This window comes from Chitinophaga sp. H8, from assembly GCF_040567655.1.
In the GTDB taxonomy this organism is placed as follows: Bacteria; Bacteroidota; Bacteroidia; order Chitinophagales; family Chitinophagaceae; genus Chitinophaga; species Chitinophaga defluvii.
Genome location: NZ_JBEXAC010000001.1, coordinates 1,882,841 through 1,907,823 on the forward strand (window position 1 = coordinate 1,882,841; position 24,983 = coordinate 1,907,823).

Consider the following 24,983-nt stretch of genomic DNA (forward strand, 5'->3'; position numbering starts at 1 on the left):
CAATCCAATTATACCTGGCCGGCAAATAATAAGCAGAAACATGGCATTTGAAATAGATCAGCAAACATTACAGGACCTGGAACTGTTCAGAGAAGATAAGGGGATGCGCTCCATTTTCTCCCTGTTTAATAAAACCAGTACTCCAGGTGGAAAAGATAAGCTGAATGAAATGCTGGCCTCCCCTTCGGCAGATATTACGTTCCTGTACCAACGCAGCGAGCTGCTTAAATTCTTTATAGAACATCCGGTGCCCCAGGAAGTAGATCCTTACCGGGTGGAACTGGCAGAACATTATATGCGGCTAACTGCCGACCCGTTGCGGGACAATATTATTGATGCTACCTACCAGGGACTGAAATACAAATGGAAGCCTACCAACGAATATTATCTAATAAAAACGGGTATAGAACAAATTACTTTTCTCCTCCATTATTTATCAGGTTTGATCAAAGGTTGGGGGGCATATTCCCTGCCAGAACAGCTGAGGCAATTAATAGCACCAGTACAAGCGTTGCTGCAGCAAAAGAAGATACAAGCAGCTGTCAATAGAAATGGCCCGTTTAATTTTTATAGTATTGCCACGTATGACCATCTATTCCGGGAGCTGCACAGAAATGAACTGACAGGTATGTTACAGTTAGTGTATACACTGGATGCCGGAGCAGCAATTGCACTTACCGCCTGTAAATACCAACTAACATTTCCGGTATACACTACTGCTGCCACGCCTATGGTAGTGTTGCACGGTGTGTTTCATCCGCTGGTGAATCAGGCTGTGCCTAATGATATTACGCTGGCGGATCATGATAATCTATGTTTTCTGACAGGCCCCAATATGGCAGGGAAATCTACTTTTTTAAAATCGGTAGGGTTGTCGGTATATCTGGCGCATACTGGTTTTCCGGTGCCTGCCCGGTATATGGAAACCACCGTTTTCAGTGGAATCATCACTACCATTAATTTAGCAGATAATATTTCGAAAGGATACAGCCACTATTATAGTGAAGTAAAAAGGGTAAAGGATACGGCCCTTAAAATCCAGCAACGGAAGCATGTTTTTGTCATCTTTGATGAGTTGTTTCGTGGCACCAATGTAAAAGATGCTTATGATGCTTCCCTGCAAATTATTTCTTTACTGACGCAAATTAAAAGTGCCATGTTTTTCATCTCTACGCATATCATAGAGATTGCGGACCAGTTGAAAAAGCATCCCAATATCCTGTTCCGCTATTTTGAATCGGACCGGCAGTTGAATAGCCTTACCTACAGTTACAAAATAAAAGAAGGTGTATCAGCAGAAAAGTTGGGTATGCTGATCGTGCAGCAGGAAAACATACTGGATATTCTGCAGGCAGTTATTCAGGAACAGCAGGCGAAGCCGTCCGCAGGTTAGCCAGGTAGATCATCACCCCAAACAACACGATTTCACCTACCAATATCAGCAGATAATGCAGGGAGGCTGTTTCATACTTCCCGGTTAGCCAGAAGAATAATAATGCAGATAAGGCACATACAGTGGCAGTAAGCGAAAGACCCCATTTTCCAACTTCCAGCAGTTGATAAGCCCGGTGTATGCCCGGTGTGGAGGGGCGTACATCCCGCCTGATTTTTCCCAGCAGATAACATCCTTCAATGATATCGCAGATCCAGGGAATAATTTGTATCCAGGCCAGCACGGAAAAGAAGATCCTTCCTGAGGCTTCCATTTTGCCGGCTACCTGCATACACAGGAGAAAGATACTCCCATAAGCAGCAGGCATGAAGATAAAGTCTACCCAGAGCTGTCCGCGTAATGCACTTAGTGTTTTTTGTTGCTGTGGTTGTGGCAGCAGGTAGATACCATTGATCAGGTTGGGCAGTTCCCTGGCAGTGGCTGGAAATTCAAGATCAAGGATACTGAATTTACGCAGTACCACATCATGGGTGTAAAAATGTTCGCTTTGCAGGTGCATGATAAAAGCGGTAAACAGTGTTACGGCCATTGTAATGCAGAGCCAGCTCCAGGGATTGATTATTTCTACTTGCATGTATATACGGAATAAGGTGATTAAATATTGCTGACAGGTGTTGCCGGCGCGGCTTCTGTGTTGAGATCTTTCTGCATCTTTTCCCGGTCGCGCTTATAGGCTTCCCAATCAAAGGTTTCCAGAAAGTTTTTAGCTGCAATAGCTCCCAATGCAAACAATTCGATTTTGTCTTCTTTGGAGAGGAAGAAGTTGAGCCAGTTAAATTTGTCGGAAGAAAGATCTACTGTGCCAATTCCCCGCTGATAGCCTTTGTTTTTCAGCAAAAAGTCTTTGTCATAGTAATTACGGATAGTATTAAACATGCGGCCAAAATATCCCTGCAGCGACCAGCCATATGCATTCTGTTTTCTATCACCAGGCTTGCTGTCATTCAGATCTATTCCAAAATTAGGCAACCGGGGAGTACTGATCCGTGGATTGTAGAACAGGTTGATCGGGAAGTTGGATAAGATCCCACCATCTACAAATCTTGCGATACCGGGAGGAGCTGTTTCATTAAAAGTATCTTTCCATGCTTTTTTGATGTCCTCATCTTTGTAGGGAATTTCTGTGATCATGTATGATTCAAAGAACACCGGAATAGACATAGAGGCCCTGATAAAACCTGCCGGTTGCAAGGTGTCAATATCTTTGCGGAAAAGGTTGCACATGGCGGGAAACTGGATCTTGTTCTGGGTAACCAGTTCGGAGGCAATGAATGTTACATCCCCCTCCAGCTCTTTTAATCCCTGTGGATGCGGTACCCTTAATTGTAGCGGAGGGCAGGTGCCGGCTTTCTTTTGCAACGCAGAAACGGTAGCTACATTATTAGTTAGTAACAGTTTTTTTATCCAGTCATAAAAATAGTCGCCGGGGTTGATCCCAAAGCCAGAGTTCTTTAACCGTTTCAGCAGGTTGGTAACATAATAGATGCCTACACCCATCAGCAGGGTCCAGAATCCACTGAGCACAAAAAAGATACCTGCCAGCACAGACAGGGCAGGGAAGCTGCTGCGCAGTCCCATTAGTACTACATCACCGGTGATCAACAGCGCCAGCACAGCTAAGATGAGGAATACCCATCTTTTGGCTTTGGTGGTAAAGTTACGTTGTGTAATAAAGTTTCTGATGATCCATCTGGCAGCAGGATGTCCATCTACCAATGCAAAAAAGTCCAGTTCACAAATGGCTTTCAGAACCTGGTCCGACTTCTTTTCTTCTTTGGCATTGATCACTGTCATAAGTGCTGTATTAATAGCACCTGCACTGGTACCTGCCAGCCGCAAAAAGCGGATGCCCATTTCCTCCAGTACATAAGTATAACCTACCAGGGCCACTCCAAATACACCACCTCCCTTTTGCACGAGGTTTACATATTGGTGTCCGTTGGCATCCAATACATCGGATACAATCAATGGTGTTCCTCCGGGGCCAAATTTTGCATGCAATTCTTCCAGGCATGCCTGCACACGCGGATCATTGGTGAAATCAGCTGCGGTAAGTCCGGCTGCAGCGGCTTTTTTATTCTCTAATGGCATAACCTGTTTTTAAGGGGCAGGCACCAAGGTAGTATTTTGACCGCAGAATGTCAATGTTGATATGGGATAAGATGAATAATGCTGTAGGAAAACCATGCTGTTATAAGTAAGCAATAATTGTCCTATCTTGCCCGCTTATTTAAGTAAAGCAGGCTATTAATCCTGCAGACAAAAACCGGATATGCTTAGAATATTAGCGACTATTTTTCCCCTGTTTACCTTAATGTTGATGTCATGTGATAGTACTGGTAATAAAGCTGCCGGAGGAAACCAGACCGATAGTACTATGGTGGCCAGAGATACGGCAGCGGCCGATCCTGCTGTATTGCCTCCCATTCCTTTTAATGAATTCCTGCTGAAAATTAAAACGGTAACATTACCACTTGATAAAGCTGCACTGAAAGACACCGATCTTAAAACGCTGTACGGAAGGTATGAGGTGTATACTGCTGTCAGTGCCGGCAAACTGTCTTTACCCAATGGTAATACCCTTATTGTGTATGCCGGGCAGGTAGATAGTGATATAGAGGAAGTTTGGATGATTACCTATACACCGGAGGGAAAGGAAATCTCCAGCATAATGGAAGGAGGGTACCATAATGAACGTAGCGGAGTAGAAGAACCGGAGCGTACGGAACAGCATTTTACCATTCATAAAGACAGCCTCATAGAAATAAGAGAGCATTATATGAAATGGGCAAAGACCCAGACAACAGATACTACCTGTATCCGGTTTTATGAGGTGCGTACAGATGGCAAAATAGACCGGCGGGCAAAGGATACAGAATCATTTGCTGCCTACCAGGAGCGTTTCCCATTGTTAACGCTGCCCCTTACCATTAATAAGGTTAGTTATGCAGGGCTTACCGCTGTGTCCAAGCTTACTCCTTATTACAGGTTTGAGGATTATATTTATTATGACTGGCGTGTATACGCCTACGGGAGAATATCCTTGCCTGGGAAGGGGCCGGTATTATTGTATATAAATGAAGCGGCAGAAGAAGGGGAGAGTATCATTGCGCCATCAGTAGAGCTGGTTAGCTATAGTCCGGCAGGCGCAAAAAAGGACCTGATGAAGATTGCAGGCGGGGATGGCGGAGAAGGCGGCTATACAGATTATACCAATACCCGTATTACGCCGGATGGTATGATAGCGCTGACAGAAAGCACTGTGGTGCATGGTGAATACCTGGAGTTTAATAATACCTATACGATTACCTATGATATGCAGTACCAGGTAGATGCCTCCGGCAAGTTTAAACCGCTGGGAGCTACCCGGATAGAATATGCTCTGACTGAATACGATACTGACAATATGAAGGCCTATTTCGACAGGAAAAAAGAGGAGCCTGCCGGAAACTGGGAGGAAGTACAATTTACTATTCCAGGCAGTAAAATTGTGGTAGGGATTTACAGTTATTACAAAAACGGGGAATGCCTGATGGAGTTATTTACTTCCGGAAAGGATAATCAGAAGATCGACGCCTATCCATTATACATTACCCTGAAAACGAGCCGCTATGAGGAGGTGTCTTTTCTGAAGCTGGAAAATGAAAGCGAAGGGGAAACGGATAGAGGAGCACTAATGGGGCCTGTTACTATTAAACTGAAAAATAAGGCCTTACAGATTGACCGGCAGGGCCGGTTTATTAAATAAGCCTTACTTTTATTAGTATAAAAAAAGATTCTATGGCAAGTACGTTTTCAAAGATCAAAGAGGCCTGGCATATTTTTAAGAGTATAGATTTTAATATGCTGGGCAAGCTATCCGAAAAAATAGATCTGCCTAAGGTGATGGCATCTGTAGCAAAGCTGGACGACAAGCAATTGGCGGGATTGATGAAGATGCTGGATGGTGGAGGGGGACATAAAAAGGAGTTGCCCGCTATAGATGGTGACTTCTACGATCTTAGCCATTTGCTGAATGAAGAAGACCGTGCATTGCAGTTGAAGGTGCGGGCGTTTATGGAGAAGGAAATACAGCCTATTGTGAATGAATATTGGCTCAAGGCAGAATTTCCTTTTGAGATCATTCCCAAATTTGCGGAGCTGAATATCTGTGGAGTTACTTATGAAGGTTATGGTTGTCCCAACCGGTCTTTTCTGATGGAGGGGATCATTGCGATGGAGATGGCAAGGGTAGATGCATCGGTGGCTACTTTCTTTGGGGTACAAAGCGGGTTGGCAATGGGGTCTATCTATCTGTTAGGCTCTGAGGAGCAGAAGGCGGAGTGGTTGCCGGGGATGCAGCAGCTGAAGATCATCGGTGCTTTTGGGCTTACAGAGCCGGAGGTAGGATCCGGTGCGGCCGGTGGACTGACGACCACGGCTAAACGGGAGGGCGATTCCTGGATACTTAACGGACAAAAGAAATGGATCGGGAATGCCACTTTTGCAGATGTACAGGTGATATGGGCCAGGGATCTGGATGATAATGAGGTAAAGGGCTTCCTGGTGCGGAAGGATACACCTGGTTTCAGTGTAGAAAAGATTCATGATAAAATGGCCCTGCGTATTGTACAAAACGGGTTGATTACTTTAAAAGATTGCCGTGTAAATGAGGCCGACCGTTTGCAGCATGCCAATTCCTTTAAAGATACGGCCAAGGTATTGCGTATGACCCGTGCAGGGGTAGCCTGGGAAGCAGTAGGCTGTGCCAGAGGAGCTTATGAAAATGCCCTGGACTATACCCGCAAGCGCAAACAATTCGGAAAACCTATTGCCTCCTTTCAGCTGATCCAGAACCACCTGGTGGAAATGTTGTCTAACCTTACCGCCATGGAAACCATGGTATACCGTTTGTCGCAGATTCAGGATCAGGGACTGCTGAAGGATGAACATGCCTCCCTGGCCAAAGTATTTTGTTCGCTTCGTACCCGCGATGTAGTAAGCAGGGCAAGAGAAGTAATGGGAGGAAATGGTATTTTGCTGGAATATAATGTAGCCCGTTTTGTAGCGGATGCTGAGGCCATTTACTCTTATGAGGGCACCAAAGAGATCAATTCCCTGATTGTAGGCCGCGCTATTACAGGCTTCAGTGCATTTGTATAACCTGGTGATTTTACATTTGTGTAAAAAAACAAGAAGATTGTAAATATTCTTTTTATCTTATGCAGCCGTTGGCTATCTGATGCCATGCCTTACCGGCAAAAACAACTTTACTTTTATATTTTATAATTCCATGGATAAACAACATTCAAATCGCAGAAATTTTCTGAGGAACGTAGCTTTGGGAAGCGTAGCTGCGTTAAGCATTCCTGAAATAGTATCCGCAGCCGTTAAAGGAGAAAAAGGAAAAAAGCATACCCTTAAAAAAGGAGACATCATTCTTTTCCAGGGTGATTCTATTACCGATTCTGGCAGAAAAAGGGAAGAGGGATATAATAATGCCGGTGTATTGGGTAATGGATATCCTTATCTGGCAGCAGGAGAATTACTCTGGAAACATGCAGATAAGGATCTGAAGATCTACAACAAGGGAATCAGCGGTAATAAAGTATTTCAGCTGGCAGAGCGCTGGGATGCAGAATGTCTGGATATCAAGCCAAATGTATTGAGCATACTGGTAGGTGTAAACGATTTCTGGCATACCATGAGTGGTAATTATAAAGGAACGGTACAAACTTACCGGGATGACTTTACAGCACTGCTGGATCGTACCAAACAAAAACTGCCGGAAGTAAAGCTGATTATCGGAGAACCTTTTGCTGTAAAAGGTGTGAAGGCCGTAGACGATAAATGGTATCCAGCTTTTAATGAATACCGGGTAGCAGCAAGAGATATTGCTGCTAAATTTGATGCGGCATTTATTCCTTACCAGTCTGTATTTGACAAGGCACAGCAAGTTGCACCTGGCGTATACTGGACGTTTGATGGTGTACATCCTTCCCTGGCCGGGGCTAAGCTGATGGCGCAGGCCTGGATGGAAACAATTAAATAGCTTAACCTGTAATTTTACACATAGATGAACTGCCCGCAAATATTTGCGGGCAGTTTTATTGATAAGCAATCCTACGTTATTTCTGAAATAAGTGTTTCTACTGAGGTGGTGGTATACAATGGAAGGTAGTTTTGCATAAAAATATCAATAAGAAATGTTTACAAGATTACGTTCATTTGTTACCCTTTTACTGTTCATGTTATCGGGCACTACCTTTGCCCAGGTCCTTAAAACAAACGATAATACTGTTAACCTGGGGATCGGATTTGGATCTACTGTTACTTATGGTCATGGCATGAAAGGTTTTCCTGCCTTAAGTCTTTCTTACGAGCACATTTTCCCCAAAGAAATTGGTCCTGGTTTACTGGGAGTAGGCGCGATTGTAGCTTACCGGGCAGCGTCTTACAAAGAATCGGTGGTGGATGAAGAAGGCCCATCCGGTACGTACAAGTTCAGGTATTCCAATACTTACCTGGGATTACGGGCTACCTATCACTGGAAGGGGTTATTGTCAGAAAAGTATGATATCTATGGTGCTGCAATAGCTGGTGTGCGGTTAGAAAAGTACAAGTGGGATGGCCCTAAATCGGAATTCGATGCCTTCTACAATTATAATCATACCAAAGTTTTTGGTGGGCTGGTAGTAGGCGCCCGTTATTATTTCCTGCCTAAGGTGAGTGTGTTTTCAGAGTTGGGATATGATGTTTCCTGGTTTAAAATTGGAGTAAGTGCCCGGTTATAGGTAAACACTCATTCTTTTTCCTCATAAGCACGATGTGTTCCATGGTCTGGTTTGACATCGTCCGGCGCCCGCAAGGGGCGCCGTTTTTTTTATACCTGTATAAATTTTCTATATTTTCTGCCTTGTCAAACGTACCTTACAACCACATTTCAAAAGCCTTACTTTATGAAGTCTGTTTTATTAAGTATAATGGTGTTGAGTATGAGCAGCAACGTATTTTCACAGCAGCAGGAAGTGATTCATTTATGGCCGGGAAAAGTACCTGGAGAAAGAGAAGCCAAGCAGGTGGCCCCCGCTACGCCGGATACCAGCAGGGGAGTGATCCGGCTTACTGATGTTACCGATCCGGTATTACAGGTGTATAAACCTGCGGTGCGCCGTTCAGATGCCGCAGTAGTGGTATGTCCTGGCGGTGGATACAATATCCTGGCTATCAATCTGGAAGGAGAGGAGGTCGCTAAATGGCTGAATGGTTTGGGGTATACGGTATTTGTATTGCAATACCGGGTACCTAAAAAGCCTGCCGGTGCTTTGCAGGATGTACAGCGGGCTATCCGTTTGGTACGCAGCCGGGCAGCCCAATGGAAAATTACCCCATCCAAAGTGGGCGTGATGGGTTTTTCGGCAGGGGGGAGCCTGAGTGCACGGGTAAGCACCCAATATGACAAGCCCACGTATACACCGGTAGATGCAGCGGATCAGTTATCCTGCCGTCCTGCCTTTGCCGCACTCATATATCCTGCTTACCTCGATAATGGCACCAACCGTACCATTACGCCTGATTTAAAAGTAGATACCAATACCCCACCCATGTTCCTGTTTGCCACAGCAGATGATCCTTATGCCAACAGTGCGTTGGTTATGGCCGGAGCTTTACGCGACGCTAAGGTGCCGGTGCAGCAGCATCTTTATGATACTGGTGGTCATGGTTACGGACTGCGTCCGGGCAATCCGGCAGCCGAAGTATGGCCGGGATTAATGGCAAAATGGCTGGGGCAAATAATTCCCACCATCAAATAAATATTTCTCTAAATTTGAGTGTTAGTTAATACCATCACCACACAAACCCGCAGTTATGAGTTTTTTGGATAAACTTAAAGGAGAATTTATAGATATTATCGAGTGGACCGATAATACCCCTGATACTATTATCTGGAAGTTTCCCCGCTACCAGAATGAGATTAAAATGAATGCCAAACTCACCGTGCGGGAGTCGCAGGTAGCTATATTCATGAATGAGGGCAAGATTGCGGATGTGTTTACCCCTGGTATGTATACGCTTACTACGCAGAACATGCCGATTTTGACTACTCTAAAAGGCTGGATCTATGGGTTTAACAGTCCTTTTAAGGCAGACGTGTTTTTTGTTAGCATGCGTCAGTTTACCAATCAGAAATGGGGCACTAAGAATCCAGTGATGCTGCGGGATGCAGAATTTGGCCCGGTACGTCTTCGTGCATTTGGCAGCTATGCTTTCCGGGTAAAAGATGGGGCACAGTTCCTCAAAGAAGTGGCAGCAACGAACCCTGAATTTACAGTAGAAGACATTAATGAGCAGTTGCGTAATCTGGCGGTATCCCGTGGTATGGATGCTATTGCGGAGGCCCGTATTCCGGTGCTGGACCTGGCCGCCAAGTACGATGAAGTATCTGCACTGATTACAGAAAAAATAAAACCGGAGTTCAATGAGTTAGGATTGGACCTTACCAAATTCCTGATAGAAAATATTTCGCTGCCACCGGAAGTAGAAACAGCACTGGATAAACGCAGCAGTATGGGTATTGTTGGTGATTTAGGGGCTTATGCACAATTCCAGGCCGCAACGGCAATGGAAAAAGCAGCGGAGAACACCGCAGGTGGTGGTATGGCTGCCATGGGCATGGGCGCTGGTATGGGAGCTGCTATGATGGGGCAGATGGGAGGTGTATTCCAATCTAATCAGGTGAATGCCGGTGCTAACGCTGGTGGGGCAACGCCACCACCATTGCCGGGCGCGGTTACCTTTTTTGTGGCCGTAGGAGGCAAACAAGCGGGACCATTTACCATGGAGGAATTACAGCAAATGGCGGGAAGCGGACAACTGAACGCGCAAAGCCTGGTTTGGAAAAACGGGATGGCTGCCTGGGCGCCAGCTTCTGCAGTAAATGAGCTGGCTCCGATACTGGCCAATACACCACCACCATTACCTTAATCCGGTAAGACAAGATTTTCTTTATTCATTGCAAATCCGGTAACATGGATTTAAAAATACTAATTCGGGTATGCTCTTTGAGGAAAAAACCGGTGAAGTAGTATCCTCTCTGAAATGCGAGAACTGCGGCGCTACTTTACATTATGCCCCTGGTACCAATAGCCTGAAATGTGACTACTGTGGCACGGTAAATAAGATTGAATCTTCAACGCAGGAAATCCATGCTGTAGATTATAACGATTTTATTACTACTACGGTCCGGTCTACAGCCAATACCCAACAGGCCGTAATAGTAAAATGCAATAATTGCGGTGCATCTACTACCATGTTGCCCAATGTAACGGCAGACAGTTGCCCGTTCTGTGCCTCACCCCTGGTAGTGGATCATGCAGAAACAACGAATGTACTGCAGCCACATTATGTCATCCCTTTTATCATTAAAGAACAGGAGGCGCTGCAAAACTTCCAGAAGTGGATGAACAAATTATGGTTTGCACCATCGGACCTGGTAAAAAAGGTAAAGGATGCTTCTTCCCATCAGCTGAAAGGGGTGTATATTCCGCATTGGAGCTATGATACAGATAGTTATTCCCGGTATAGCGGTCAGCGGGGAGAGTATTATTATACTACAGAAACTTACTCCGTTACGGTCAACGGGCGTGCTGAAACCCGCACCCGTCAGGTAAGGCACACCCGCTGGTATAGTGCCAGTGGAGATGTCAACAATGTTTTCCGGGATGTATTGATCTGTGCCAGCCCTTCATTACCGCCTAAGATGGCGCAGATCCTGGAGCCCTGGCACCTGGAGCAGCTAAAATCATTTGACCCCCGCTACCTCAGTGGATTCCGTGCTGAAATGTATACCTGGAATGCTGAAAAGGGACTGGAAATGGCCAAACAAAGAATGGCACCCGTGATTGAGGACACCATTCGTGATGATATTGGCGGCGATGAACAGCGGATTGATCATTATAATACGGATTACAATAACCTGGCCCTCAAATACCTGCTACTGCCGGTATGGATCAGTGCTTATAAGTATGATAAAAAACTGTATCATTTTGTGGTAAATGCCTGTACCGGTGAGGTAACAGGTGACAGGCCCTATAGTTGGATGAAGATCACATTAACGGTGCTTGCTGTTATTGTCGCTATTTACCTTATTTACCAGGCCAGTTCCGGCGCATAAGGAGCAACCATACACTCACTGTGGGGAAAAGGGTCTACATAAAAATCCCGGCAAAAAGAGCCCTGACAGATAAGTCAACAGATAAGATTAAACAGATGAAAGCCATGTATACTGCTGTATGCATGGCTTTTCTCTTTTAGCAGATTTCCGGCGTGGTACTCTTTTTGCGCCCTGGTTATTGTTGTTAATCATATCACTAAAACAAAAAATAACCTGTTATGAAAAGGATCACTTTTTTTACGATGACGATAATGACTGCCTGGTTGTTACAATCATGTGGAGGTAACGCAAACAGGAATAAAGACAGTGTAGACAGTGCCAAAGATGTGAATGAAGCTACGGTGAATGAAGTAAAAGCAGTAGATGAAAAATCAACTGACTTTGCCGTAAAAGCAGCTAATGGTGGCATGATGGAAGTAGAACTGGGTAAAATGGCGCAGGAAAAGGGTGTTAGTCAGCGGGTTAAGGACTTTGGTGCCATGATGGTCAGTGATCATACAAAAGCCAATGATGAGCTGAAAGCGATTGCCACCGCCAAAAACATTACACTGCCTGGTACTTTGGGAGAAGATATGCAAAAGCATGTAAATGACCTGAATAAGAAAACGGGTAAGGACTTTGATAAGGCTTATATGGATATGATGACAGATGATCACGAAGAAGATGTATCAGAATTTGATAAAGCAGCAGGTAACCTGGAAGATCCGGAACTGAAAACTTTCGCTTCCAATACTTTGCCCACCTTACGTACGCATCTTGATTCGGCCAAAGCGGTGAAGGCATCCTTAAAAAAATAATCATCCACAGATGAAAACCTGGCTTGGGCTGCTTGCAATTGCAGGTAACCCAAGCCTTTTATCAGGGATGATATTTCTTATCCAGTAAAACTTTATACTCCGGGTGTTTTTTGATATACCCGGCAATAAAGGGACAGTATACCATAACTGGCAGTTTATGGCTGCGGGCATATTCCAGTGCATGTATGGCAAGTTGGGAAGCAATACCCTGGCCTTCGAGTGCTTGCGGCACTTCGGTATGCATAAAGGCAATATCTCCTTTATAATGCCGGTATTGCACAAAAGCAGTGACACCATTCAGTTCAGCTTCAAACCGCTGGCTGTCTTCATTATTGATAATGTTAACAGGTGTGATAGACATGATGTTTAAGGTTTATCCGTGAAACCAACTCTTTTATGGGAGCCGTCACAGTAAGGTTTGTTGGCAGAAGCCCCGCAACGGCAAAAGGCGGTTACTTTAAACTTTTTTGTTTCTGTGCCATCCGGTTCTTTCACCACAATATTGCCATATACCAGCAGCGGCCCATTGGGAGTAGGTTCCACAATGCTCTGCACTTCTACAGTTGGCGCTTTTCCATCCTTTATTTCATTATTGTAATAATAACTTAATGCACCGGAAGGGCATTGTTTTACCTGGGATACAATACGTTCAGAAGTGGCTGCTGCGATGTTGATCCAGGGTTTTTGTTCTGGATTGAATACTTCGGGGAGGTTGTTGAAACATACTCTGGAATGGATACATACTGCAGGTTTCCACACTACGGTAACTTCCCCGTTGGTATATTCTTTTGTAATGTCTTTCATATTATGACTCCTTTGTAATGATGATAACAGGGTTACTTAATAGTTTGTGGATAGGGCACGCCTCTGCTATTTCGAGCAGTCTTGTTTTTTGTGCACTATCCAGGTTGCCCGTAAAATCAATTTCCCTTTCTATCACGGTGGTAGTTGGGGTGGGCTTGTTGGTACTGTTATAGCGTAAAACGATGGTGATATTTTCCAGGGGCCACTTTTTGCGGGTGGCATACATTTTCACAGTGATTGCAGTACAGGCACCCAGGCTGGACAACAATAATTCCCCTGGTTTGGGGCCGGTGTCACCACCGCCCACGGTGTCGGGTTCATCTGCCAGCCAGCGGTGACCACGGCTTTCTACTGATACCTGGTAAGGGACATTGCCCAGCATTACGGTTACATCTTCATCCATATTGACTAAAATTCCTGATCTGAAAATTATCCCTGAACCATTGCGCGGCCAGGGTGATATCTTCCTGTGTGAGGGCATGTCCGGCATTCACTTCATAGGTGTTTACCTTAAATCCGTTTGCACTCAGCAGTGTTGCATAGTTGTTGGTGTCAGCAAGATCAATGGTAGTATCCTGTCTGCCCGTAGTAATTAAAACAGGTGCTTGTCTTTGTGTTTCAAAGCCATCTTCCAGCGCTTGAAAAGGTTGCATAGGCCGGAAAAGTAGTGCCCCGGCCAGCAGTTCGGGATATAACATGAGTATAGCCCCGGCAATATTGGCCCCATTTGAATAGCCGATGGCAATAAGCTTATTGACATCAAAGTGCTTTTCCAGTGCCAGGTTGCGCAGAAAATGCACCAGCTCATGCGTACGGAAATGCAGATCCGCTTCATCAAATACCCCCATTGACAAACGCCGGAAAAAACGGGGCATGCCATGTTCCAGCACATTACCCCGCAGGCTCAGGATGTTTACATCATAGCCAAAATTGGCCGCCAGGGGTACCATGTCATGCTCATCTCCTCCGGTTCCCGGCAGCAGGAGCAAGGTATAGGCTTTGTTATTATCCGTGCGCTGATAAACATATTTTAAAGGTTGAAAGTCCATTTTCATCCGGCTTTAAAGTGTGGTGATCACAGCAGGCACTATGCCATGCGCTGTTCAGGCTAGTCCAGCTTTGGCAGTTGTCCCAGTATTTCCTCTCTTCTGGCTTCAAATTCCGGTGGTAACATCAGCTGGCTGCCGAGCAATGCCTTAGGTTCGTCTACCGTAAAGCCCGGACCATCTGTTGCCAATTCAAACAATACACCACCGGGTTCCCGGAAGTAAATGGATTTAAAGTATTTCCGGTCCAGTTGTGGTGTTGGGTTTAGTCCCATACGTTCTATTTTTTCCCGGAAGCGTAATTGTGTTTCATCGTCTTTTACCCGGAAAGCCACATGATGGATAGTACCACCCGCTACATGCCCTCTGGGTTCTCCTTTAGCTTCAACCAGGTCTATGAAAGTACCGTTTTCGCCAGCGGGGCTTTCAAACCGGTAGCGGTTGGCACTGTGTTTTAACAAGTTAAAGCCAAATAAAGACACCAGCAGATCTGCAGTAGGCTGTACATCTTCCAGGGTAAGGGTAACATGATGAAATCCCCGTGTGGCATTAGCCGCCGTAACAGCAGATGTTTCCCATGGCTGCCGATTGTCGGGCTTTTCTGTTACCGTAAGCTCCAGTTTCAGGCCATCGGGATCCAGGAAGGTCAGGTATAAGTCGCCAAATTTCTGGGAAGGTTTGTTGTAAAGAATGTTGCGTTCCTCAAACCGTTTGATCCAGAAATCAATACTGCCTTCAGGAATAGAATAACCTATTTCTGTTGCCATATGTGTACCTCTGCGTCCGGTCATGATGTCTTCCCATGGAAAAAAGGTCAGAATACTACCAGGAGTCCCCACTTCATCTCCGTAATAAAAATGGTAGGTATGCGGATCGTCAAAATTGACTGTTTTTTTTACAAACCTTAATCCTAATACTTGCGTATAAAAATCATAATTGCGTTTGGCATTCCCGGCTATCGCAGTAATGTGATGAATGCCGGTGATTTTATCTTCCATTATTTTATTTTTTACCCTGTTTGATCAGACGCGGTGGCAGAGGTTATTTTTTAATCAGTTCAATCTCACATACTATTTTCACTTCGTCGCTTACTACCATGCCACCCGCTTCTGTTACATTGTTCCAGTTCAACCCAAAATCTTTCCGGTTGATTTTACCATTGATGGTAAAGCCAGCTTTGGTATTACCCCAGGGATCCTTGGTTACGCCACCGAATTCAACCGCCAGTTTAATAGGTTTGGTGACGTCCCGGATGGTCAGGTCGCCATAAAGATTATAGGAGCCGTCATTGTCCACGTTTTCATATTTGGTAGCCGTGAATGTAACTTTTGGATATTTATTAACGTCAAAGAAGTCCGGTGAGCGCAGATGCGTATCCCGTTGTTCGTTTTTAGTGCTGATGGAGTCTACATCAGCTGTAAACGTTACTTTGGCAGTCATAAAGTCCTCTTCTTCGGTCTCTACCTGTATATCATATTTATGAAATGCCCCTGTTACATTGGTAATCATCAAATGCCTTACTTTGAAGGTGATTTCACTGTGTTCAGGATCTATACCCCATTGATACTTTGCCATGATAATGCATTATTTAGTTAAACGTGAATAAATATTAATCAGATTAAAGGCACCAGCTAATTCATAACAACTGCCGAAAGTTATTGTTTAGCTGTGATACAAATATCAACCCAAACTATGAACCAGGACATGGATAAAAAATGATTTCTGATGTACAATTTTTTAAATATTTAAAGAGGGACATTGGAAGAAAATACCCCTTTTATGCTCTCTTATGCTTTAACTATGCTCTAACTATGCTTTAACCATGCTTTAACTATGCTCTAACCATAGGGAAAGAACGCTTTAACTCCCCTTCAGAAGAGGGTGTTATAAACGTAAATTATCATATATTGGTAATGGGCAGCAGGTAAATCACTGATTTAAGGTTTTAAAGGAACAGATGGATATCTTCGCGCCTGGAATCGTAATAATTTGTAATGGCACAGTGTATTAAAAATATAATAAACATTATGCATGATTTTTTGTTTATGTGTTTGATACCATGTTGCTATACAGGTAAAAAAAAAGAAAATCCATATGAGAAGAGGCTTCCTGTTTATTGTTCCGGTTTTTTTGATGTCGGCAGTGTACGCGCAGGAGGTGGGCAGGCCCATAACCTTGCAGGAGTGTTATGACATGGCAGCACAGAAGAATACGCTGATCATGCAGGCAAAACATGCGCTGAAGGCAAGTGAATATAACCTGGAAGCAGAAAAGCGGTCGTATTTTCCCAAGGTAGATCTCCTGGCGGGGTACAATTACCTGGGCAAGCCATTGGAAATTAATCTGCAGCAGGTGAAGGACGGCATTGTGGAAGGTTCTTCCCAGCAAAGTGTGAATACGGCCAACGAGGTATTTAATCAGATAACCGGTCAGCATTTGCCACAGCAGGTACAGGACCGGATCTTCAATGCCACGCAGCGGATTTTGAATACAGTATACCCGGATTATAATCCGGCCCTCAGCAAGCAACAGTACTTTACAGCATCACTGGGTTTCCGGGAAGCGATTTACCTGGGAGGTAAACTTTCTGCAGTAAAAGACCTGGCCCAGGCGCGGGTTACTTCCGGTGAGTTAAACCGGCAGGTAGTGGAAAAGGAATTATACCTCCTGATAGGGTTACAATACCTGCGTATTATGTACCTGAATAACATTCTGGGGCATGAGGAGCGGATAGTAGACGCCTTCCGGAAGAACCGGGACTATGCGGCTTCTCTTAAAGCCAATGAGATACTGCCACCTTATCTGTTAAATTGGGCAAAAGTGAGTCTGGTACAGGCAGAAAGCCGGTATCGTAATCAGCAGCTGGAAAAACAGAATGCGTTGCTGGAACTGAATAAATTGATGGGATTACCATTGGATACTGTAATAAACATCACGGACACACTAAAATATATTCCGGCGGCGATCCATACCGCTACAACGCCTGATTTTTATCAGCAAAACCCTGCTTACCGGCTGTTGGAAAGCAAATCCAGCCTGGCAGAGGTGGCGGTAAAAACGACCCGCTCCCTGTCATTACCCAATATCTTTGCCATTGGCAATGTAAGCCTTTACCGAAAAGACCTGCCACTGACTATGCCCCCGTGGCTGGTAGGCGTAGAAATGCAATGGAACCTCTTTGACGGGTTCCAGAAACAAAAGCGGGTGAAGGCCAGTAAACAACTGGTAGAAGAAACCCGGATGCTTACAGAAAACACCCGGTCATCCCTGGAGGTAAGATTACAGGTGTGTATTAATAAAATGAATGCCCTGAAAAATGATGTTGCTGCATTGGATACCGCCCGCCAGCAGGCACGTTTAACTACCACGCTGATTGAGGAGCGGATGAAAACGGAGATGTCTTCCGTGAAAGATGTAAACGATGCCTTGCTGATAGAAGAGGAGATGGAAAAGATTTATTATACCGGCGTGTTGGGTTATTACCTGGCATTGGCAGAATACTGGAGCATTGTAGGCACACCACAACGGCTACAGGAGTTTATTAAATAATTCATCGTAATTAATATTGTATGCGATCCTTCTTTAAAAATTATTGGGCATTAGGAATACCGGTACTGGTATTGATCATTGCCTTGCTGTTCTTTTTCCGGAGGTCTGGAGGAAGTAGTGCAGAGAATACGGTTATCGGAATGGTAGATGCCGAGTTTGTGGATGTGGCAGCAGGTTTTCCGGGGCGGTTGGATAGCTTGCTGATTCATCAGGGAGATACCGTGAAAAAAGACCAGCTGCTGGGCGTATTGCATACTACAGAGATCAATGCCGTGAGAAATCAGGCAGAAGCAGCTATCGAAGCAGCGCAGAGCCAGCTGAAATTGCTGCAGAGCGGTGCCCGGCCCGAAGCTATACAGGCAGCAGATAAGCTGTATCAGATTACACAGGACCAATATGAGCTGATGCAAAAAACATATGCACGTATTGAGAAACTGCACCGGGATCAGGTAGTATCCGGGCAGGAAAAGGATATCGTTTATTTCAGATACCAGGCTGCGGAGAAGGAGATGGAAACAGCTCGTCTGAATATGCAGATGCTGAAAAATGGTACCCGTCCGGAATTGATTACTGCAGCGGCGGCAGTTTTAAAACAGGCAGAAGAAGCCTATACGTTAACTAAATCATTATCTGACAAAACATATATCCGTGCCCCTGCAGATGGTATTGTATCGTCGCTGGTGATTGAAGAAGGAGAGATCGCATCTATCGGTTATCCGATGATGACTATCCAGAAACCGGACTCTTACTTTATCCGGTTTAATATCCGTCAGGATGATATGAGTAAACTGGCCTTGGGGACAGTGGTGAAAATGAATATACCCGGATGTGTACCGGAAACATTTGACGCGAAAGTGTCGAAGGTATCGCCATCGCTTACGTTTGCCAACTGGGTGCCGGTACAGGAAAAAGGAAAGTTTGAATTACGCACCTTTACCGTAGAGTGTAAACCTGTTAATCAGCCGGCTTTACAGGGCTTGCGTCCTGGCATGACCGCTGCCATGCAAATGCCATGATGAAGGCCATTATTCAAATAACCATACGGGAATGGAAGCGCATTTTAACGCTGCCGGTGCATTACCTGGTGCTATTGGTCATGCCTGCATTGCTGTTTGCTTTTTATGCATACATCTATCAGGCCAGGAATGCACGGGATCTGCCGGTAGCCATCTGGGATGATGACAGGTCAGTACTTTCCCGGCAGTTTGCCTTTATGCTGGAACAAACGGAAAGCATTCATATCACCCGCCAGGTAGACAACCAGACCGAACTGGAAACACTGATACGGAGGGGAGAGGTAGCCGGGGCTATTCATTTTCCGGCGCGCATGGAACGGAATATTAAAAGCAGGCACCCGGTATACATTACTGTATATACGAATGCAGCAGCAATTGTTACAGCCAAACTGATCTATAAAGATGCCGCTCAGGTATTGATGACTGCAGGTTCCGGTGTGATCCTGCAAAAACTGGTAAAGCTGGGTATGCCTAAAGATAAGGCCATGACATTGGTACAGCCTTTAAAGCTCACCAGTTACCAGTTGTATAACCCTACTTTCAACTACCAGCAATACCTGGTGCCCGGACTTATTTTCGTAGCGCTTCAGATGATGATCATTATGGTAACGGTATTGTTGCTTAACTATGAGCGGAAAACCAACACCCTGGAAGAATTACACCAGGTAGCAAAAGGTTCTGCCTTTGTTGCTATTACCGGCAAAACCCTGGCACACCTGGTAGTAGGATGGGTTAACTTTATACTGGTGACGGGCATCGTGCTCCCATTGTTTGAGGTGGGGCACCCGGCAGCTACCGGTACACTGTTTGTTGTTTTTACCCTGTTGGTACTGGCTTGTATTGGTATCGGAATATTGGTATCTGCGATCTTCAAAGATGTAATGGTAGCCTGCGACCTGGGGCTTTTTTATACTTCCCCTGCATTTGTATTCAGCGGATTTACGTTTCCCAGGTGGGCGATGCCCTGGTACGACCAGTATTATGCTGCTATCATGCCTTTTACTTTTTTCCTGGATGCCTTTTTTAAAGTATATTTTATGGAGTTACCCCTCCGGTATGCCTATACGGAAATGGGATATATCCTGATTTTTATCGTAGTCACTTATCCGTTGGCTATTATATTGTTTCAACGGCAGTTAAATAAACTGGAGGTGCAGCATGCGTAACTTTTTTGGAAGTATAGGCCGTTTGTTATTGCGGGAAGTAAAGCTGATCATAAAGGATCACAGTTTGCTGCTTACACTGCTGATAGCACCGCTGTTGTACGCGTTTTTCTACGGTAGCATCTATAGCTATAAAGTAGAGGAAGAAGTTGCACTGGCGGTGGTGGATGCAGATCAGAGCCAGTTATCCCGCATGTTTACTGAGCAGCTGGATAATACCCAGCTGGTAGAGGTGATTGCTGCCACCAATTTGCAGGATGCACAGGAGAAGATGTACCGGGGAGAGTGTCAGGGGTACCTGTATATTGAAAAGGGTATGGAGGCTAATATTCTGGCCATTCAGCAAAGTAATGTGGTGCTGACCGTCAATGCCGCCCGCTTTCTGCCCTCCAGCGAATTAGTGGCTACAGTAACACAGGTAAGTCTTACGATAGGCGCCGGCGTACGGTTAAAGTATAATGAGATGAAAGGGTTGAACAGTACAATGGCCCTGCAGGAAACACAGCCAGTAAGCGTAGATTACCGGCCATTATACAATGTACGTTCCAGTTATGGCGACTTCCTGCTGCCGGGGGTACTGGCCCTGATATTGCAGCAAACCCTGTTGCTGGGACTTTCAGGAAGTGTGGCTCTGGATAAACAAAACAGGCAGATCCCCGCTCTTGTACAAACCGGAGGCGGTAGTTTATCAGCTACACTATGGGGAAAAGGACTGTTTTACCTGCTTTTATTTGCCGCTTATGCCACCTTCTTCCTGCTGGTGAATTTTAATATCCTGGAGCTGACCTTTCAGGGCACCGCGTTTAACACCGGGGTGACGATGTTGCTGTTCCTGCTGTGCCTTATTCCTATGGGCGTATGGCTGGGCAGTTTGTTTCCCAACCAGTTGCTGGCAGCGCAGCTGATGGCTTTCTCTACCTATCCTTTTTTCCTGATAGCCGGTTATGTATGGCCTTATGCGGCCTTGCCGGTACCCGTACAATGGCTTTCCGTATTATTGCCTATCACGCCATTTCTGAGGATGTATCAGTCTGTGGTGCAGACAGGTGGCACCTTACAGGAAAATACGGGTCCTATATTGCATCTGCTGCTATTGTGGGTGTTTTATGTACTACTGGCGTTATTGGGATTACGACGGGTGAACAGGAAACAATCACAGGCGGCACAGGGGTAAAACCGTATTTTGCTAATTTTTTTAGCGAATTGCAGAACCTGCATTATATTTGCGGGTAACTTGTTTGTAGCCATGTACGCAATAGTAGATATAGAAACAACCGGGGGCCATGCCAGTGCCAGCGGTATTACGGAAGTAGCCATTTATCTGCATGATGGCAAGGAAGTGGTGCAGCAATATGAAACACTGGTTAATCCGGGCGTACCTATCCCTTATCATATTCAGTCGCTGACCGGTATCACCAATGATATGGTGGCGGATGCGCCTCCGTTTGAAGCAGTAGCCCCGTTAATTGCAGGGCTGCTGAAGGACCGGATTTTCGTAGCGCATAATGTCAACTTCGATTATTCATTTCTGAAACATTATCTGGAATTGTCTGGGCATGAGCTGAAGAGTAAGAAGCTTTGTACGGTGAGGCTGGGGCGTAAAATATTTCCGGGATTGCCATCTTATAGTTTGGGTAATCTGTGCCGTCATCTTCAGATTCCTGTTTATGGAAGGCACAGGGCTGGGGGAGATGCCGCTGCTACGGCAAAATTGTTTGAGTTATATATACAAAATGATACCCAGCAGGCCATTGCCGCAGCCTTAAAAGCAGGGTCAAAAGAATACTTCCTGCCACCCAATCTGCCACCTGAGCAGGTATTATTATTACCTGCCACCCCAGGGGTTTATTATTTTCATAATCAGAAGGGGAAAGTAGTATATGTAGGGAAGGCAAAAGATATTAAGAAGCGGGTGAACAGCCACTTTACCGGCAACAATGCCGGGCGGCAGCGGCAGGAGTTTCTGCGCAATATTTACAGTATCAGCTACCAGGTAACCGGTACGGAGCTGATGGCCTGTGTATTGGAGTCGGTAGAGATCAAGCGGTTGTGGCCGGTTTATAACCATTCACAAAAGCGGGTGGAATTGCGTTATGGCTTTTACCTGTTTGAAGACCAGCAGGGGTATTTACGGCTGGCCATTGAAAAAAGGCGGAAACATACCACCCCGGTATACAGTTTTAACCTGCTCGTAGATGGGCACCAGTTACTGCGCCGCCTGATCCGGGAGTTTGAATTATGTCCGAGGCTATGTTTTTTACAAACCGGAACAGGCACCTGTACAGGTGTAACTGCTGGTACCTGCCATGGAGCCTGTGAAAAACAGGAAGCGCCTGCAGACTATAACCAACGTGTACTACAAGCCATTACCCACTTACAGGAACAGCAACCTTCATTTGCAATTATTGGTCACGGGCGGGAGGCGGGTGAACAAAGCTGCATTTTAATGGAAAAGGGACGCTTCTATGGCATGGGGTATGTAGCAGCTGATTTGTCTGTAAACTCTGCAGAACACCTGAAAGATTTGCTTACACCATATCCGGAGAATGAATATATCCTCAATCTGATCCGGCATCATGCCACCGTAAACATCCGGCAGGTACTTCATTTTTCCTGACGGGCTGGCAATGCTTCCTGACCACGATGACTATACTTACCACGATGACCATAGAATAGGGACATATCCCGTCTTACTGCTCAGGTGGCATGGGATTACTCCGGGAACATTGTTTTATCCAGGCCAGGAATGATTTTAAGTGCGTTTTTATAGTAGATCTTCTTCAGGATATTATCCGGTAGGTTCATTCCGTACATACGCCAGAAAGCGTGATATTTCTTGTGATAGGGGAAGTATTCATCTGCTGTTTCCAGTTCCCGGAAATAAGTAGCATATTCATCGGGTACCCAGGAATCTTTACCAAACAGGATCCGGTCCTGGTATTTTTCAAAGAACTGCCTGGCCATGATAGGCTGGCGCCCCAATTCCGCAATAACGGCACCAAATTCCACATACATATTGGGCATTTCGTTCATTAACCTGGACAGCTGGCCGAGATCGTTGGCATACCAGCCAAAATGTGCATTGATAAAAGTAGTTTGAGGATGTTTTTTGAACATGCGGTGTTCTTCGGCAATGATCTGTTCCCAGGGTACAGGGTTTTTAGGGCCCCGCTTACGGCCTGGGTGCGTGGTAATTTCGAGCCAGCGTTCGTTATGTTCATCGGGTGTATCCCAAAAAGGTTTAGGATCTGCAGCATGTATCAGTACCGGGATTTTCAATTCACCGCATTTTTTCCAGATAGGGTCCAGGCGAGGATCGTCGATAGTGACCCGTTTTCCGGTGTTGTCATTCACGGACAGTCCCAGGTTCTTAAAGATTTTCAGTCCGCGGGCTCCCTGTTTTACATCTTCTTCCAGTTGGGCTACTGCTTTGTCCGTCCAGCCACTGCTACCAATACCGGAGAAGTTAATATTGGCAAATACCACCAGCCGTTTAGGCGCATGAGCTTTGATGTTGTCGGTCATTTTTTTCAGGCCGCTGCCATTTCCTCCGCTTAAATTCACCATTATCTGCATATTGAGCTTGTCCATGGCCGCCATCAGTTCATCCAGGTTCTGTTCGCCCAGGTTCCATTGGTGATTATGTACGTCAATAAAAGGGAATCTGGCCCTGGTTTTGATATGCTCTGGTACTACCAGTGTAGACACCGGATCATATTTTTCAAAATCCATGGTGCTTTTTTCCTGGCCTTGTGAGGCCGCTGAGAGCAATAGCATACCGGATAGTAACAGGAGGGGGGATTTTGACATAAGTAAATGTTGTAATGTTTTAGTAAATAAATCTAAACATTTGAGTGATTATTTTTCGCATTAATAGGATGAATGGCAAGATTATTCACAGATGTGAGGAATTGGTTTTCAGAATGTAGTGATCGTGGAGTATTTTTGCAATCTGGTAGCTGTTAAAGTATGGCTATCAGGGAGAAAGGTAACAACGTTATATTAATAATTTATAATTCATGATAGCTACTAATTTACAAATTCCAGGTCAGACGGCCTTTTACAAAGGAAAAGTACGTGATGTGTATACCATTGAGGACAAATTGATGGTGATGGTAGTGAGTGATCGTATTTCCGCATTTGATGTGGTATTACCACGTCCTATTCCTTACAAAGGACAGGTATTGAACCAGGTAGCTGCCATTATGCTGGATGCTACCAAAGACATTCTGCCAAACTGGGTAAAATCAGTTCCATTGCCAAATGTAACCATTGGTATAAAATGCGACACTTTCCCGGTAGAAATGGTGGTGCGTGGTAACCTTACCGGTCATGCCTGGCGTACTTATAAGAGCGGACAGCGTGTATTGTGTGGTGTAAAGATGCCGGAAGGAATGAAAGAGAATGACTTTTTCCCGGAGCCGATCATTACGCCTACCACCAAGGCACATGAAGGTCATGATGAGGATATTTCCCGTGAAGAGATCATTGCACAGGGCCTGGTAAGCAAAGAAGATTATGAGCAGCTGGAAAAATATACCCTGGCACTGTTTAAAAGAGGAAAAGAGCTGGCAGCAAAACGTGGTCTGATCCTGGTAGATACCAAGTATGAATTTGGTAAATCCGGCGATACCATCTATGTGATCGATGAAATCCATACACCGGATTCTTCCCGTTATTTCTATGCAGAAGGATACGAGGAAAACCAGCAAGCCGGCAAACAGCAGAAACAGCTGAGTAAGGAATTTGTGCGGGAATGGTTGATGGAAAACGGCTTCCAGGGCAAAGAAGGACAAAGTGTACCTGAGATGACAGACGAGTTTGTAAACAGTGTGAGCGAACGCTATATTGAGCTGTTTGAAAACATTACCGGACAAAAGTTTGTGAAAGAAGATGTTTCCCAGGAAGCAGCAGAAGAAAAGATAAAAGCAACTTTAAAAAGTCTTTAATACGTAAAAGCCTCGCTCCGGCGGGGCTTTTTTAGATGTCAATATTTGGTTTT

24 protein-coding genes are annotated in these 24,983 nt (G+C 45.1%); 15 read left to right on the plus strand and 9 right to left on the minus strand.

Annotated features, from left to right (window positions below):
• Positions 1-40 precede the first annotated feature (40 nt).
• Positions 41-1,393 (plus strand): MutS-related protein, encoded by a 1,353-nt coding sequence (locus ABR189_RS07095; RefSeq protein WP_354659767.1) that lies wholly within the window; start codon positions 41-43, stop codon positions 1,391-1,393.
• Here ABR189_RS07095 and ABR189_RS07100 read toward each other — a convergent pair.
• Both ABR189_RS07100 and ABR189_RS07105 read right to left on the minus strand, forming a co-directional pair.
• Complete coding sequence (locus ABR189_RS07100) at positions 1,356-2,027, minus strand: hypothetical protein (RefSeq protein ID WP_354659768.1); 672 nt, start codon at positions 2,025-2,027, stop codon at positions 1,356-1,358. The two genes, ABR189_RS07095 and ABR189_RS07100, sit on opposite strands and share 38 nt — an antisense overlap.
• 20 nt (positions 2,028-2,047) lie before the next feature.
• Positions 2,048-3,544: a patatin-like phospholipase family protein gene (locus tag ABR189_RS07105; RefSeq protein WP_354659769.1), complete on the minus strand. Its 1,497-nt coding sequence runs from the start codon at positions 3,542-3,544 to the stop codon at positions 2,048-2,050.
• 181 nt (positions 3,545-3,725) lie between these two features.
• Between ABR189_RS07105 and ABR189_RS07110 the strand changes: the two genes are divergently transcribed.
• The 8 genes from ABR189_RS07110 (at position 3,726) to ABR189_RS07145 (ending at position 12,403) form a co-directional block, all read left to right on the plus strand.
• A complete protein-coding gene (locus ABR189_RS07110; protein WP_354659770.1) occupies positions 3,726-5,201 on the plus strand; it encodes a hypothetical protein in 1,476 nt (491 codons plus the stop codon).
• Between the two features lie 32 nt (positions 5,202-5,233).
• Entirely contained in the window at positions 5,234-6,595 is a 1,362-nt protein-coding gene (locus ABR189_RS07115; RefSeq protein WP_354659771.1) for an acyl-CoA dehydrogenase family protein, read from the plus strand.
• Positions 6,596-6,725: 130 nt separating this feature from the next.
• A complete protein-coding gene (locus ABR189_RS07120; RefSeq protein ID WP_354659772.1) occupies positions 6,726-7,484 on the plus strand; it encodes an SGNH/GDSL hydrolase family protein in 759 nt (252 codons plus the stop codon).
• A 154-nt stretch (positions 7,485-7,638) separates the two neighbouring features.
• On the plus strand, positions 7,639-8,226 hold the full coding sequence (locus ABR189_RS07125) for a hypothetical protein (RefSeq protein ID WP_354659773.1): 588 nt from the start codon (positions 7,639-7,641) through the stop codon (positions 8,224-8,226).
• Positions 8,227-8,391: 165 nt separating this feature from the next.
• Positions 8,392-9,246 carry an alpha/beta hydrolase gene (locus ABR189_RS07130; protein ID WP_354659774.1) on the plus strand — a complete coding sequence of 285 codons (855 nt, stop codon included), beginning with the start codon at positions 8,392-8,394 and terminating at the stop codon, positions 9,244-9,246.
• Positions 9,247-9,301: 55 nt separating this feature from the next.
• Positions 9,302-10,417 (plus strand): SPFH domain-containing protein, encoded by a 1,116-nt coding sequence (locus tag ABR189_RS07135; protein ID WP_354659775.1) that lies wholly within the window; start codon positions 9,302-9,304, stop codon positions 10,415-10,417.
• A 70-nt stretch (positions 10,418-10,487) separates the two neighbouring features.
• Positions 10,488-11,606 carry a TFIIB-type zinc ribbon-containing protein gene (locus ABR189_RS07140; protein WP_354659776.1) on the plus strand — a complete coding sequence of 373 codons (1,119 nt, stop codon included), beginning with the start codon at positions 10,488-10,490 and terminating at the stop codon, positions 11,604-11,606.
• A gap of 218 nt (positions 11,607-11,824) precedes the next feature.
• Positions 11,825-12,403 (plus strand): DUF4142 domain-containing protein, encoded by a 579-nt coding sequence (locus ABR189_RS07145; RefSeq protein ID WP_354659777.1) that lies wholly within the window; start codon positions 11,825-11,827, stop codon positions 12,401-12,403.
• 61 nt (positions 12,404-12,464) lie between these two features.
• On the opposite strand, the gene ABR189_RS07150 is transcribed toward ABR189_RS07145, so the two are convergent.
• The 6 genes from ABR189_RS07150 to ABR189_RS07175 are packed head-to-tail and all read right to left on the minus strand — an operon-like array spanning position 12,465 to position 15,828.
• Positions 12,465-12,764 (minus strand): GNAT family N-acetyltransferase, encoded by a 300-nt coding sequence (locus tag ABR189_RS07150; RefSeq protein ID WP_354659778.1) that lies wholly within the window; start codon positions 12,762-12,764, stop codon positions 12,465-12,467.
• A gap of 5 nt (positions 12,765-12,769) precedes the next feature.
• The gene (locus ABR189_RS07155; RefSeq protein WP_354659779.1) at positions 12,770-13,207 is read right to left on the minus strand and encodes a (4Fe-4S)-binding protein; all 438 of its coding nucleotides are present in this window, start codon (positions 13,205-13,207) and stop codon (positions 12,770-12,772) included.
• Position 13,208: 1 nt separating this feature from the next.
• Positions 13,209-13,610 (minus strand): OsmC family protein, encoded by a 402-nt coding sequence (locus tag ABR189_RS07160; RefSeq protein ID WP_354659780.1) that lies wholly within the window; start codon positions 13,608-13,610, stop codon positions 13,209-13,211.
• Complete coding sequence (locus ABR189_RS07165; RefSeq protein ID WP_354659781.1) at positions 13,603-14,256, minus strand: alpha/beta hydrolase; 654 nt, start codon at positions 14,254-14,256, stop codon at positions 13,603-13,605. Before ABR189_RS07165 ends, ABR189_RS07160 begins: the two co-directional genes overlap by 8 nt.
• 59 nt (positions 14,257-14,315) lie before the next feature.
• The gene (locus ABR189_RS07170; RefSeq protein WP_354659782.1) at positions 14,316-15,251 is read right to left on the minus strand and encodes a ring-cleaving dioxygenase; all 936 of its coding nucleotides are present in this window, start codon (positions 15,249-15,251) and stop codon (positions 14,316-14,318) included.
• A 43-nt stretch (positions 15,252-15,294) separates the two neighbouring features.
• On the minus strand, positions 15,295-15,828 hold the full coding sequence (locus ABR189_RS07175) for a YceI family protein (RefSeq protein WP_354659783.1): 534 nt from the start codon (positions 15,826-15,828) through the stop codon (positions 15,295-15,297).
• 519 nt (positions 15,829-16,347) lie between these two features.
• On the opposite strand from ABR189_RS07175, the gene ABR189_RS07180 reads away from it, so the two are divergent.
• The 5 genes from ABR189_RS07180 to ABR189_RS07200 all read left to right on the plus strand — a co-directional run bounded on the left by ABR189_RS07180 (position 16,348) and on the right by ABR189_RS07200 (position 22,598).
• Positions 16,348-17,802, plus strand: a complete 1,455-nt coding sequence (locus tag ABR189_RS07180; protein WP_354659784.1) for a TolC family protein — start codon at positions 16,348-16,350, stop codon at positions 17,800-17,802.
• 20 nt (positions 17,803-17,822) lie between these two features.
• Entirely contained in the window at positions 17,823-18,818 is a 996-nt protein-coding gene (locus ABR189_RS07185) for an HlyD family secretion protein (protein ID WP_354659785.1), read from the plus strand.
• A complete protein-coding gene (locus ABR189_RS07190; protein ID WP_354659786.1) occupies positions 18,815-19,984 on the plus strand; it encodes an ABC transporter permease in 1,170 nt (389 codons plus the stop codon). The genes ABR189_RS07185 and ABR189_RS07190 overlap by 4 nt, the downstream gene beginning before the upstream one ends.
• Entirely contained in the window at positions 19,977-21,155 is a 1,179-nt protein-coding gene (locus ABR189_RS07195; protein WP_354659787.1) for an ABC transporter permease, read from the plus strand. The genes ABR189_RS07190 and ABR189_RS07195 overlap by 8 nt, the downstream gene beginning before the upstream one ends.
• A 72-nt stretch (positions 21,156-21,227) precedes the next feature.
• The gene (locus ABR189_RS07200) at positions 21,228-22,598 is read left to right on the plus strand and encodes an exonuclease domain-containing protein (RefSeq protein ID WP_354659788.1); all 1,371 of its coding nucleotides are present in this window, start codon (positions 21,228-21,230) and stop codon (positions 22,596-22,598) included.
• Positions 22,599-22,693: 95 nt separating this feature from the next.
• Here ABR189_RS07200 and ABR189_RS07205 read toward each other — a convergent pair whose 3' ends face one another.
• Positions 22,694-23,791: an amidohydrolase family protein gene (locus tag ABR189_RS07205; RefSeq protein WP_354659789.1), complete on the minus strand. Its 1,098-nt coding sequence runs from the start codon at positions 23,789-23,791 to the stop codon at positions 22,694-22,696.
• A gap of 209 nt (positions 23,792-24,000) precedes the next feature.
• Between ABR189_RS07205 and ABR189_RS07210 the strand changes: the two genes are divergently transcribed.
• Positions 24,001-24,930, plus strand: a complete 930-nt coding sequence (locus ABR189_RS07210) for a phosphoribosylaminoimidazolesuccinocarboxamide synthase (RefSeq protein WP_354659790.1) — start codon at positions 24,001-24,003, stop codon at positions 24,928-24,930.
• Positions 24,931-24,983: the final 53 nt, after the last annotated feature.